This window comes from Bradyrhizobium oropedii, from assembly GCF_020889685.1.
GTDB lineage: Bacteria > Pseudomonadota > Alphaproteobacteria > Rhizobiales > Xanthobacteraceae > Bradyrhizobium > Bradyrhizobium oropedii.
The window spans coordinates 23,579-36,050 of record NZ_JACMYO010000075.1 but is presented as its reverse complement, the minus strand read 5'-3'; the positions used below and the strand labels follow the sequence as shown (position 1 = coordinate 36,050).

At 58.2% G+C, this 12,472-nt stretch carries 11 protein-coding genes and 1 pseudogene; 6 read left to right on the top strand and 6 right to left on the bottom strand.

Annotated features, from left to right (window positions below; translation table 11 throughout):
* Window positions 1-67: 67 nt before the first annotated feature.
* From H8A95_RS21480 to H8A95_RS21455, 6 genes and pseudogenes are all read left to right on the top strand, one after another.
* On the top strand, window positions 68-1,267 hold the full coding sequence (locus H8A95_RS21480) for a pyridoxal phosphate-dependent aminotransferase (RefSeq protein WP_420839434.1): 1,200 nt from the start codon (window positions 68-70) through the stop codon (window positions 1,265-1,267).
* Window positions 1,268-1,472: 205 nt separating this feature from the next.
* Window positions 1,473-1,670 carry a hypothetical protein gene (locus H8A95_RS21470; RefSeq protein ID WP_229184903.1) on the top strand — a complete coding sequence of 66 codons (198 nt, stop codon included), beginning with the start codon at window positions 1,473-1,475 and terminating at the stop codon, window positions 1,668-1,670.
* 78 nt (window positions 1,671-1,748) lie between these two features.
* Window positions 1,749-2,123 (top strand): isocitrate lyase/phosphoenolpyruvate mutase family protein, encoded by a 375-nt coding sequence (locus H8A95_RS21465; RefSeq protein WP_229184899.1) that lies wholly within the window; start codon window positions 1,749-1,751, stop codon window positions 2,121-2,123.
* Between the two features lie 596 nt (window positions 2,124-2,719).
* On the top strand, window positions 2,720-3,682 hold the full coding sequence (locus tag H8A95_RS44495) for a GtrA family protein (RefSeq protein WP_420839433.1): 963 nt from the start codon (window positions 2,720-2,722) through the stop codon (window positions 3,680-3,682).
* Window positions 3,679-4,656, top strand: a complete 978-nt coding sequence (locus H8A95_RS21460) for a glycosyltransferase family 2 protein (RefSeq protein ID WP_229184898.1) — start codon at window positions 3,679-3,681, stop codon at window positions 4,654-4,656. The genes H8A95_RS44495 and H8A95_RS21460 overlap by 4 nt, the downstream gene beginning before the upstream one ends.
* Before the next feature lie 474 nt (window positions 4,657-5,130).
* Window positions 5,131-6,113 (top strand): annotated as a pseudogene (locus tag H8A95_RS21455) (IS5 family transposase); the annotation flags it as partial.
* Window positions 6,114-6,532: 419 nt separating this feature from the next.
* On the opposite strand, the gene H8A95_RS21450 reads toward H8A95_RS21455, so the two are convergent.
* The 6 genes from H8A95_RS21450 to H8A95_RS21425 all read right to left on the bottom strand — a co-directional run bounded on the left by H8A95_RS21450 (window position 6,533) and on the right by H8A95_RS21425 (window position 12,125).
* Window positions 6,533-6,847: an RNA-dependent RNA polymerase family protein gene (locus tag H8A95_RS21450; protein ID WP_229184897.1), complete on the bottom strand. Its 315-nt coding sequence runs from the start codon at window positions 6,845-6,847 to the stop codon at window positions 6,533-6,535.
* Window positions 6,848-7,517: 670 nt separating this feature from the next.
* Window positions 7,518-8,429 (bottom strand): transketolase family protein, encoded by a 912-nt coding sequence (locus H8A95_RS44195; RefSeq protein ID WP_229184896.1) that lies wholly within the window; start codon window positions 8,427-8,429, stop codon window positions 7,518-7,520.
* Complete coding sequence (locus tag H8A95_RS21440; protein WP_229184895.1) at window positions 8,429-9,244, bottom strand: transketolase; 816 nt, start codon at window positions 9,242-9,244, stop codon at window positions 8,429-8,431. The genes H8A95_RS44195 and H8A95_RS21440 overlap by 1 nt, the downstream gene beginning before the upstream one ends.
* On the bottom strand, window positions 9,241-10,290 hold the full coding sequence (locus H8A95_RS21435; protein ID WP_229184894.1) for an NAD-dependent epimerase/dehydratase family protein: 1,050 nt from the start codon (window positions 10,288-10,290) through the stop codon (window positions 9,241-9,243). The genes H8A95_RS21440 and H8A95_RS21435 overlap by 4 nt, the downstream gene beginning before the upstream one ends.
* A 19-nt stretch (window positions 10,291-10,309) precedes the next feature.
* Window positions 10,310-11,182, bottom strand: coding sequence for a phosphotransferase (locus H8A95_RS21430; protein ID WP_229184893.1), 873 nt, complete (start codon window positions 11,180-11,182; stop codon window positions 10,310-10,312).
* Complete coding sequence (locus tag H8A95_RS21425; RefSeq protein ID WP_229184892.1) at window positions 11,175-12,125, bottom strand: sulfotransferase family protein; 951 nt, start codon at window positions 12,123-12,125, stop codon at window positions 11,175-11,177. The genes H8A95_RS21430 and H8A95_RS21425 overlap by 8 nt, the downstream gene beginning before the upstream one ends.
* Window positions 12,126-12,472: the final 347 nt, after the last annotated feature.

Here is a 12,472-nt window from a genome sequence, read left to right as displayed (position 1 = left end):
TTAGCGCGTTTGAGAGCAATTAGAGGTTGTCTACAAATTTTGCGTCGAACTTTGCAGGTGCTCTATTTTGTCTCTCGTTGCAAAACGGCTCAGACTTGTCCGCCCCTCTGAAACCAAGGCCATGACAGCGCGTGCAGCTGAACTGCGCGATCAGGGTGTCGATGTGATCACGCTCAGTCAGGGCGAACCGGATTTCGACACGCCGTCAGCCGTCTGCGAAGCCGGCATCCGGGCCATCCGCGACGGGAGGACAAAATACACACCGGTCGCCGGCATCAAGCCGTTGCGCGAGGCGATCCGGAGGAGCTTGCACCGCGATCACGGGCTCAATTATGGGATCGACCAGATCACGGTGGGTTGCGGCGCCAAGCAGGTCGTCTTCAACGCGCTCTTCGCCAGCCTCGACGCGGGCGACGAGGTGGTGATCCCGACGCCGTGCTGGGTCTCCTATCCCGATATGGTGGCGCTCGCCGGCGGTAAACCGGTTCTCGTCGCCTGCGATGAATTCCATGGCTTTAAGCTGCGCCCCGAGGCCTTGGAGGCGGCGATCACGCCGCGCACCAAGTGGCTGATGCTGAACTCGCCGTGCAATCCGACTGGTGCGGTCTACAGCCGAGGCGAGTTGCTCGCGCTCACTGCGGTGCTGCGCAGCCATGCCCATGTCCATGTGCTATCCGACGACATCTATGAAAAGCTCACCTATGACGTCGACTGCGCCACCTTGGCCACGGTCGCCCCGGATTTCCTCGAGCGCACGCTGACCGTCAACGGTGTATCCAAGGCCGACGCAATGACCGGTTGGCGCGTCGGTTATGGCGCGGGACCTTCGTCGCTGATCAAGGCCATGAACCTCATCCAAGGTCAGACCTCTTCGCACACCAGTTCGATTTCGCAGTATGCCGCCGTCGAGGCGCTGTCCGGCAGCAGGAACCATATTGAGGAGTTCACGAGCGCCTTCCTGGTGCGCCGCGATCTAGTTCTCGCCAAGCTGAACCAGGCCGAGGGACTTTCGTGCCGTGTGCCCGACGGTGCTTTCTACGTTTTCCCTTCCTGCGCAGGTGTCATCGGCAAGCGCACGCCGGACGGCAAGGTGATCGAAACTGACACCGATTTCGCGATGTATCTGCTCGAGGCTTTCGCCGTGGCCGTCGTGCCCGGCAGCGGCTTCATGGCCTCGCCTTATATCCGCATTTCCTATGCCTCCTCGCTCGAGGACCTCACCCGCGCCTGCGACCGCATCATCGCTGGCTGCGCAGCCCTGTCCTGAACGATCTCCCGATGTCCCCAGCCAAACGCCTCCACGCCCGCATGGTCGAGACCGGCCTTGTCCACATCATGGCCGCCCATAACCCGCTTTCGGCGATCCTCGCAGAAGAGGCCCGATATGATGGCCTGTGGGCCTCCGGCTTCGAGCTGTCGGCGCTTTACGGCCTACCGAACATGAGCCTGATGCCGATGACACAGCACCCGACATGCTGCGGGCGATCGCCGGACGCACGACGCTCCAATCGTCCGACATCGACGCGGGCTATGGCAATGCGATCAATGTGATCCAAGCGATCTGCGAATACGAACGTGCCGGCGCCAGCGCCGTTGTCATCAAGGACAAGACTTTTCGAAAGGTAACGAGCCTTGTTGCCGAGGGGCGTCAGCAGGCTGCTGCGGATTGAGGAGTTCCAGGGGACGACCGAGGCCGCCATTGCGAAACGGCGCGATTCGGCTTTCTCGTCATTGCGCGGACCGAGCCCTTGATTGCAGGGCTCGGCGAGGCGGAAGCTCTGCATCGTGCGCAAGCCTATGTAGAAGCTGGCGCGGACATGATCCTGATCCATTCGAAAAAGAAGGATCCTTCCGAGATCGAAGGTTTTTTGCGCATCTGGAGCGGATCGATGCCGCTAGTCATTGTGCCGAACGCCTACCCGCATCTCGACGCCGAGCGCGTCAAGGCGCTCCGCAACGTCCGCATGATGATCTACGGCACTACGGCATTCGCGCTTCCGCCGCTGCCATGCAGGAGACCTTCCGCCGAATCATTGCCGACGGCGGCGTCCAGAACGTCCACAAGGACATTCTGCCAGTGGAGGAGATCTTCAGAATCCAGAAGATGGACGAGGTCAAAGTAGTCGAAGCTCGCTTCCTTTGCTGAACTCGGCCTTTAGTACCCTATCGACTGCATGATTGTAGGCTCAGCCGCGCCTCTTGCGCATATGCAACAATTTGCGCCATGGTCAACTACCAACGCTAGCAATTGATGCAGGTGACGTAAACATGCCACATGTCGGTTGATGACCGTTAGGCCGATCAAGCGCACTCGAAGTGGGTCGGCATGCAAGATCAATCAAACTCTGTTCGCCAACGGCCCTAATCGGAGCCCTGAATCCCGTGTATCGACCCGGCATTTTCAGTCCCACTCCAGGAGATGGTCATGACGATCCAGTGCACACCGGCATCCGAGCCTGTCAATTCGACCGGGCACGCAGAGGACATCCGGCGTCAAACCCCTCAGTTGGTGGAACGCCACTACGCGCTGACTCACGCCGGGAAAATGTTTTCGGCTGGTCATTCATCGGTGCCTGTATCCGGTCGCGTCTCGATGCTACCGATGTCAAGCATGATTAAAGCACGTTAGTCCCGCCCAGCTGCAGACGAACCCACTATTGATGTGATCGGCGCCAGAACACACACGCGCATTGCCGACCTTCGCGGCGAGACCCTCAGCATGACCCGAACGTGGGACGATGACTTAGTGAGCATAGTCGGCCGGGATGCGGTATGCCTTCTTGTCGGGCGGCGCGGTGTATGGTGGAGATTTCGGAACCCGTCGACGAAGATTCGTAGCCTTCAACACCGGTCAATCGACTTGGGTCTTTTTCCGCCTACCCGCCGGCGAAACTCGAAGCGGCCGCACGGCCTAGCCTCTTGCCGCAGCGCTATACTCGACGTCCGCATCTTCGGTTATGCCGACATCGCGATCTTCCTCGAGAGCCGTATTTTCCTCGCCGGAGCCGATGATGCGCGACTCTGCAGAACAATTGAGTTGGCACGTCGTGACTGCTGGCGACTGGCGGCCGCGTCGGATATGTCGGTCGACCTCTACACCAAAAGTCCCATCAGGAACATGAACTCCACGAGCTTGCTGTCACGCACTTCGGCGTTCAAATCCATTTTACACGGACCGCCGGCCGCCCGGCGGGATACGAGGCGGTGTTTGCTCCGAGTTTCCGAAAGACCCCGGCGGCTGAGGGCCGTGCGAGAGCCGGTCGCCGTGGCAACTGACGCTCGGGCAGATGGCGCCCCTGAGCACGAGAGCGGGCAGACCCTGGTCAATTTCGTTAAATTTGTGCTTGTTGGTATCGTCAACACGGCCTTCAGATATACTCTGTTTGCGCTTTTTTACCTACTGCTTGGCTCTCATCAACCTCCCATAACGCTCGCGACTGCGTGTGGCGTTGAGTTCAATTTTCGTTCCACCGGAAGGTTGGTTTTTCGCAGTCGAAGGCTTTCCGCACTCCTGCCCTTTGTGACCGGCTGCGCAGCCATTTGGCTCGTCAATATCCTGCTGCTGGACGAATGGACTGCTCTCGCACGATCGCCGCCCATCGGGCAACCCCTTACCCTCCCCGTTCTCGCTCTGCTTTCCTACGCGATCAATCGCTATCTTGTATTTGGCAGGATCCGATGAAGACGATTTCAGTCGTGACGCCGTGCTTCAATGAAGAGCAGAGCATCAGGGATGCCTACGATGCAGTTCGAGATATCTTCAAGGGCATGCCGAGCTACCAGCGCGAGCACATCTTTTGCGACAATGCTTCGACGGATAGAACGCTCTCCATTCTGCGCGAGATCGCCGCCCAGGATCCCTGCGTCAAGGTTATCGTCAACACCCGGAATTTCGGCCCGCTACGAAACTCATACAATGGCGTGATGGCCAGTGCGGGCGATGCCGTCCTCCTGTTTCTTCCCGCCGACCTGCAGGATCCACCAGAGCTTCTGCCACAATTTGTCGAGCTCTGGGAACGGGGCTACGAGATCGTCTACGGTATCCGTGCCAGACGCGAGGAAGCGTGGGTCACGCGCTTCACCCGCGGCGTCTACTATCGCCTACTAACGAATTTTTTCTCGGAGGTGGACGTCCCCCCGGGCGTCGGTGACTTCCAGCTCGTCGATCGACGGGTCGTCGAAGCGATGCGGCATGTCCGCGATGGCTATCCTTTCATGCGCATGATGACTTTCGAATGCGGCGGTCGATCGATCGGGATTCCTTACACGTGGCGGGCGCGCAAAAAGGGTATCTCGAAGAACGGCCTTACGACGCTCTTCGATCAGGGCATGAATGGGCTTGTCTCGTTCACGACGGCCCCAGTTCGGGTTGCCCTGTTTGGAGGCTTCCTGCTGATCTCACTGAGCCTGTTCTACGCGCTGGCCAATCTCTTTATCGGTCTCATCTTCTACAGGCAGCTCACAGAGCCAGGCATCATGACGATCATCGTCGCGCTATTCTTTCTTGGCGGTTTTCAGTTGTTTTTCCTGGGAATGATAGGCGAGTACGTGCTCGCAACCTATGGACAGGTACGAGACAAGCCGGTCCTGTTTGAGCGCGAGCGGATCAACTTCCCGCCCGCTCCTAATGCTGCGCGAGGAAATTGGAAACAGTAGTGAGGTTCCGTTACACGCGCGTTCGTTAATCGCCCGCTCCGGAACGCCACGCAAGACTCGGTACTCGGCCGTTCGCTACGCTTTAACAGCCATCTCAGGCGGTAGAGTTAAGCGCACTTCAAGGTGCAACCCTCAAAGGTAGGTCAAGGACTGACGCGCCGGCAGGCGTTTCGCCCGCGCCACGTCTCAATTTGCTCCACGTCGCGACGCAGCGTGCGGTGTCCCCTGCGCGCTCCCATTTGCTTCGCTCGGGGGCCTATCCGTCCGGAGCAGCTTTCGGTCCGTCGCGTCGCACTCGTTAGTCGTCCGTGAAGAATGCAGATCGGACCTGAGAGATGAGCTGAAGTTGTCTTGATAAAGTATTGGATTTTGCGGGACGGCCGGGTATTGAGCGCGCTTTCTTGCGTTTTGGGATTTTGCTTTCGATCGATTCGTGATTCCCTGACGGCGTGTCGTCGACAATTGAGGCATGCGATGAGCAAATTGCGGGATGACCGCCAAAAGGACCTGCTGCTTCTTGCGCTCGATCAAATCGTCGACATGGGCCACCCGCTGGTGCAGTTGGCGGCGCTGATCGACTGGAAGTTTCTGGATGATCGCTTTCGTTCGGTATGCCAGACCGGTCCGGGTCAGCCTGGTCTGCCGACGCGGCTTGTCACCGGTCTGTTCATTCTGAAGCACATGCACAATCTGTCGGATGAGGTGCTATGTGCCCGCTAGATCGAGAACTCCTATCACCAATACTTCTGCGGCGAGTTGAGCTTCTGCCACCGGCTGCTGTTCGATCGGTCGTCAGCTCGGCGAGGAACAGCTCGTCGCGCTGCTCCAGGAAAGTCTGTCGGTGGCGCGCAAGACTGGCGCCATCGGTCCCAAGGACCTGGAGCGCGCGTGGTGGTCGATACCAGTGTACAGCCAAAGGCAGTTGCGCATCCGACCGACGCGCGGTCGATGCATCGGGCGATCACCAAGCTCGTCCGGCTCGCTAAGCATAACCGCGTGCCGCTGCGCCAGAGCTATCTGCGTCCTGCCAAGCGCGCCGCCATCATGGTCGGCCGCTGTACCCACGCTCATCAGTCCAAACGCGCCCGGCGCCAGCTCAAGTTCTTGCGGACACGGCTTGGCCGGATCATCCGCGACATCCGCCGCAAGATTGGTGGCGATGCCGCGCTGGAAGCTCGTTTCGGCCCGCTGCTCGGTTTAGCGCAGCAGGTGCGCAGCCAGGATCAGCATCAGCTCGGTCCAAAGGTCTATGCGTTACATGCCCCGGAGGTCGAGTGCAACGGCAAGAGCAAGGCCGCGCGCCTTACGAGTTCGGCTGCAAGGTCAGTATCGCCACCTTCGTGACGACTCCGAAGGGTGGACAGTTCCTGCTCCATGCCAAAGCACTCCATGGCAATCCCTTCGAAGGGTACACGCTCGGCCCCGTAATTGCCGACATGGAGAAGCTCACCGGCCTGCGCCAGACGGCGCCTGACCTTCTCCTCAGCCCAATCTTTGATGTAGCTGAAGACACTGGAGTGCCTCACTAGTTCACGCGCCCGGAGCATCGGATTGATCAGGTTTATTACCCTGTCCATCGGCTGCGACCGGTATCGCCGAAACACCTCTTTGAGCTCGCGCAAGAGCGCCGTCCGCCTTTCGCGGCTTGGGCGTGTAATGGGGCCGCATCGCTCCGCGCGGACTGCGGAGATAACGGAAGTCGAACCCTAGGAAATTGAAGCTTTCGCCTCGTTCAGGTCCACGTTTCCGCTTTTTTGTCATCATTGATTTCTACCTGCAGCTTGATGAACTCCTCCCGGAATCGTCAGGTCACGGCTCCAATCGGCCGGTCATGACGTTTGTAGGCGCCGATCAAGACCACCAGGTCGTCAGCGACTCACGCGTATTCGACGTAGGTGTACTTGCCGTTGCGCGTGACTTCCCGCGCTCGCTCCAGCATCTTGTCCACCTCATTGAGGTAGAGATTACTGAGCAAGGGCGAGATCACACCGCCCTGCGGAACGTCCTGCTCGCCAGAGGCTTTCAGCGTCATCTTCAGGAGATGCATGATGTCCGCGTCATCAACCCGACGCGCCACTTTCGCCGACAGCCGACCTTGCCGGACATTGTCAAAGTAGGTCCGCAGGTCAACGTCGATAACCCGCGCCTTCCGTGGGACGATTGCTTCAGCCACGCGCTTGGCGGCCGCCATGCGCTGTCCGTCTCTTCGGCCGCCTTCCCGGTGTCGCCGATCATACGGCCCACCTCGCTCCAGTGATTTTTCCCCGGACGAGGAAGGCTTCTGCAGTTGCTTGGCATGTTCTTGTCACCGTGCCATCGCTTCCACCCCTCGAGATGAACAGCCGTGTCGGTCAGTGTTCGGCTGCTCATCCTGCCTTGCCCTTCGGTTGCGGGCTCGGCCTTCGGACTTACTCACTTTCGAGGTCACAACGCGTTCGTTACGGCCCGGTGACTCATCAATCTTCCCTCGGGAGATTTTGATAGGCTTCGTGGGTTCTGTTTCCATCCCCTCCGTTATCCGAACTACGGGGCTCTGGCTTCTACCCCGGCCTGCTGAACATGCTAGGACGTGTTACTCTCGCATCATGCGGCCTTGCCAAAAGTTGCCTACGTTTCAGGTGTTCACGATGAGTTTAACCCGGACATCCTTTGCTGCAATGCAGCTTCACAATTCAACGGCATTGTCCTGTTCGTTGCACACCGGACGTCACAATACTAATTGTCTTAGCTACCTCTGGAAACGAACTGGCTGTTCGACAGAATATTCAAGGCGCCAACGACAAAGAAGTTGACGAGGCGATTACGCTCCCGTGCCACGAACCTCGAGACAAAACGGCGACCAAGGTTCGCGCCATCGCGGTTCAAGATTGAACGCTCGCCAGCGTCAGCCCCGCCGTAGCACGTAAATAGTCTTGGCTGCCAGCGGTGCTGATGAAGCAATTTGGAATGGCTATGCGCTTGACGCGAGGCATGATGGCCAGACTGCCGACGGCGTACATGTCGCTCAGCGATTCGACGATGGAGCTACCAAAACCGCCATTGAGTTGATGCTCCTCCAAAGTGACCAACAGACCGTGTGCCTGGGCAATCTCCCGCAGCTGAACAGGATCGTATCCGCCGACAAAAGGTATGCTATATACCGACCAGGATTTTCCCGCCGCCCGCACCTCTAAGAGGGCGTGAGCCACGATAGCGCCGGTGGCGAGGATCGCAACATCGTTTCCCGCCTGCACAGGAAGCAGGCGGCCGGGTGCAAAGTTAAGTGAAATCGCTGGATCGTGGATCGAAGCTTCGCCCGACTTGTTGATGCGCACATAGCCGGGGCCACGATAGGAAGCCATGAAGCGTGCGGCGGCGCGAGCCTCAACAGGATCTGCCGGCGCACAAACAGTCATGTTGGGAATAGCACGTAACATGGCGATATCCTCGGTAGTATGATGGGAAACACCCTGCGGACCGTAAGCAAAGCCGGCGCCTACAATCACCAGCTTCACGCTGGCCTCGTGATAGCAGACATCATGGCGGATTTGCTCCATGGCCCGCAGCGTGGAGAAGTTCCCAATGGAGTAGGTGAAGACGTTGTAGCCCTCGCGCGCCAAGCCCACAGCAACCTGCGTCATATTCTGCTCGGCAATTCCAACATTTAGGAAGCGCTTGGGGAAACGATCGGCAAATATCTCCAGAACTGAGTATCCGAGGTCACCGCACAATAGAAAAATGTCGTCGCGCGCGGCGGCCAGCTCACACAACGTGTTGATGAAAGTGTTACGCACTATAGCTGGCCCAGTTCGACACGCGCCGCATGAAGATCGGCGTCGGAGGGAAATTTATAGTGCCAGGCGAGCTGGCCTTCCATGAAGCTGACGCCCTTACCCTTGACTGTATGAGCGATAATGCAGTGAGGGCGGCCCTGTCGACTAACTTTCGCAGCGGAAAGTGCGGACTCGAGGATGGACAGCTCGTGGCCATCGAGCTCGATGACCGACCAGTTGAAGGCGCGGAACTTGCCAGCGAGCGGCTCAAGTCCCATCACGGCTTCCACGGCGCCAAAACTCTGCACTTTGTTGTAGTCGACGATAGCGATGAGGTTGTCCAGCCGGTTGTGGGCGGCGAACAGTATCGCTTCCCAGTTCGACCCCTCGTCCATCTCGCCATCGCTGAGGACAGCGAACACCGAATAAGGAAGGTTGCGACGCTTACCCGCTAGCGCCGATCCGCACGCGACGCCGAGCGCGTGGCCGAGACTGCCTGTCGACAATTCAACCCCAGGCAGCCTGTGGCTGACATGTGACGTAAAATTACTGCCATCCACCGCGAATCCTTCCTGTAGCGCGCCCGTAGGAAAGAAGCCGCGGATATCAAGGGCGGCATAAAGCGCGGCGCAGGCATGCCCCTTACTATAGAAAAGTCGATCGCGTGCCGGGTCGTTCACAACATCTGGCGCGATATGCATGATACCACCATAGAGAACCGCCAAAATATCGGCGACCGAGAGGGCGCCTCCGATATGAGAGGTACGCTTGCGGTGGCAGAGGTCAAGCGATGAGAGACGGATACGACGGGCGAATTCCTCAAGGGCAATGGTCATGGGTGCTGCGCCTTCAGTAAACGTGGCCGATGCCATTCGATGGTGCGGTTCAACGCAGCGTCGAATGGAACGCGGATCGAAAGGCCCAATTCGTCCCGGGCACGGACGATGGACGGCACATAGCGTTCTGGCGGATGATTAGCCTGCGGCACGCTCTGAATTTCAATGGCAGGCCGCGCCACACCCGCGGCCCTGGCAATGGCCATTGCTAGCCTCGCAATCGAAACGGGCTGATCGGAGCCCACATTGTAGGCGCGCGATGGCGAACCGCGCAGGAGGATAGCAAGCAGCCAAATTACGAGATCAACTGCGTACATGTAGGAGCGCATCGGTGTCCCATCGCCGCGAATGACAATCGGTTGGCGCAGGATGGCATCACGGATGAAATTTCCCGCGGCGAATTTCCGGTCGAGCGCGAGGTAGGGACCGATCTGGGCAAATATCCGAGCCGATTTGCACGACAGCCCGGCTTCCGCACCGTAGGCGGTGCCCAGCCATTCAGCGGCACGTTTGCCAAGCCCATAGGCCGCACCGACTACCGACGGGTCGGGTGCGCCCAGATAGTCTTCGCACACAAGATCAATGTGGGCCGGTATGGGGCCGTAGATCGCGCCGGAGGACAGCAGCAGCACGTCAGAGATGCCTGCCTCTCGGCAGAAGTCGAGAAATCGCCGCGTTCCTACGACGGTTACGTCGAAGGTGTGCAATGGCGCGGTGGTTGTGACAACGTCGGTTGCCCCATGGATGGCGTGGGTGAAAGAATCGAGCGGAAACGCGAAATCTCGCACATCGCCGGCGATGAATTTCAAGGCCGGATCGGCGCCAAGGTGAGGATGAGTGGCGGCGAAACCAGCCGGATCACGGCTGAGAACCGTTATCGAAAGCCCTAAAGACAGCGCGCGATCGGCATGGATCAGAGTTTCGAGCACCCAGCGACCGATATAGCCGGTGCCGCCAGTGATAAAAATACGGGCGCCAGCAAGGGCTCTGAGATCGGAGCTTGCGTACTTGAGGACAAGGTCGAGATCGGCTTGCAAGACGGCCAACTTGGGCACCTCAATAGCTCTAACCGAAGGCGACGATTTCCAGGATGCGACGGTTGAAGTCTAGGCTGTTGCCCCGATGAGTCCCGAAAAGTACCGATAGCCACGACTTCAGCATTATTATCAGGATTAAGATCGCGATCTCCACCTCCTTCTGCCAGGGTGTGCGCCCGAACATGGTGGGTGAATAGCGCGGACGTTGAGCCATGAAGGTCAGCCAGTAGAGATAGTCATAGCCTTCGATTCCCCAGTACGCATCTTCCCAATCGATGGCCACGAGGCCTTCGCCATCGACCATCAGGTTGCGAGCGCCGAGATCACCATGGCACGGAACCGCAACGAAGCGATGCTTTTCGCGCTCCAGCAGATCAAGGCAGGCCGAGGCCCGGCCCTGCGTCTTCGCGTTGATATGAGCACCCGAAATCAAACCACTGAGAGCAGCCTGGCCTTCGTGCAGCAGCGCGGCAAAATCATCGTGAGCCGGAATGGCTGCAGTCACCCTGGGATCGTTAAGCCTATTGGACCAACTTGCAATCAAGGCACGCAACAGATCTGCGGTGGGCGGACACGGCGGATAGGATAAGGCATCGGTCACCAGCCAAAAGCGAGTCCCAATCTCGACCGTTTCGACATTCAGGCGCTCGCCATATAGGGTGAACAGCAAGGCAGCCTCCTTGCGCAGCGCCGGTTCGCCATCGGTGAACCCATTTGTCTTGGCAAAATGCTGACGTCCGTCGATAAGAACGAGAAAAGTTGCGCCGAGCGTGCCGCCCTTGACCGGAGTCACAGCGCTGCTGCCGAGCGAGGCGCTGAGCTGAGCGACATCTTGCGCTGGTACAATTCCGCTACCGATGCCGGACCGTGAGATGCGAGCGTGTCGCAGCTTACTAAGCACGATAGAACAGCCTGAGGTAGTCGATCTCATCGAATCTGAAATGGCGGGCCAAAGCAGTGGTACCGGCTACGATCTGGGCCTTCTCGGCTTCGGTCAGTTCATCGACCATGGTTCGGTTGTAGTCTGCCGTGCTTTTGAGAACCGTGCCCCAAGGAAGGATATCCTCGGATATATCGCGACCGTTCCAGCTCGGATAGAGCATGCTCGGCTCAAACTTGACGCCAATGAAGCGAGCTACGTCTTCCATAAAAGTACGCTTGTCGCTTACCAGATCCTCGTAGCGAAAAATACGTACATTGCCCGGGTACATGCGCGCATACATCTCCACGATGCAATGATAGACATTCCATGTGATGAGATATTTGCTCAACGGCTGCGGAAACGGACGACGCTTGGTGTCTCGATAGGCGGAGAAAGGGTTGCGTACGATGTGCATGATCCGCACGTTGGGGAAGTCACGAACTATCCGGTCAGCGTCGATGCCGATGGCCGGTGAATAACCGACATAGATCTTATCGTCGGTGATTTCGGCGTAATAGTTTTCCCACGCCATGAAAGTGGCACGGAAGAATGCCTCAATGACCTGGCTGCGGCTGTAAGGACGAGGGCCCAGAATCTGCTCGAACGCGGCAATGCGATTAGATTCGTTGAGCTTGAGGTCAACATCGCGGAACTTCGATCCATTGCGTTTGCGTAGGAACGTCTTCAGCTCCTCGTCAATCATCTGCTCATAAAGCTCAATCGCTGTCAGCCCCTCAGGAAACTCCGGATAGCGGTACTGTACGCGCTCCACCGACGCGAGAAAGTCACTGAAGTTGCGATTGCCTAGCTGGGACTCAAATGGATAGACCAGCAACTGCGAATGCCCATCGAGGTGACGATGGATGACGTTGCCGCCGTGCTCAAAGCCGGCCGAAACCATAACGAACGCAAAGTGGCTCATAGGAGCGTCTTCTTGATTTGTAGATTAATGGGCGTCGACGTCATCCAGCTTTGTGAGTTCACTGAACGGTGTTTACCGCTATCGATACTGGTCGAGCGGATTTTGAACGATCCGCTCGATGAAGAAAGCCAAGAGGATGCGGCCTGCCAGGCTGAGTACCGGACGCGGCGGTCATTGAGGCTATAAAGCTCTTCACCACCACCTGCGGGAAACGATTGAGGTAGATGCCATAGGAGATGTTGCCTGGAAAGCATCGAACCGACTAACGGCGCGCACAAAGAGCAGGATGGAAGCGACCGAAGAAAGGACTACATAGACCGTGTGATGCAGCACGCCGCCGCGCTCAA

Bases quoted from the DNA above. Each gene is read 5' to 3' on its own strand.
- H8A95_RS21460 (WP_229184898.1), top strand. From the start codon at position 3,679: ATGAAGACGATTTCAGTCGTGACGCCGTGCTTCAATGAAGAGCAGAGC.
- H8A95_RS44495 (WP_420839433.1), top strand. From the start codon at position 2,720: ATGACCCGAACGTGGGACGATGACTTAGTGAGCATAGTCGGCCGGGAT.
- H8A95_RS21450 (WP_229184897.1), bottom strand. From the start codon at position 6,847: ATGGCGGCCGCCAAGCGCGTGGCTGAAGCAATCGTCCCACGGAAGGCG.
- H8A95_RS21470 (WP_229184903.1), top strand. From the start codon at position 1,473: ATGCTGCGGGCGATCGCCGGACGCACGACGCTCCAATCGTCCGACATC.
- H8A95_RS21440 (WP_229184895.1), bottom strand. From the start codon at position 9,244: ATGACCATTGCCCTTGAGGAATTCGCCCGTCGTATCCGTCTCTCATCG.
- H8A95_RS21425 (WP_229184892.1), bottom strand. From the start codon at position 12,125: ATGAGCCACTTTGCGTTCGTTATGGTTTCGGCCGGCTTTGAGCACGGC.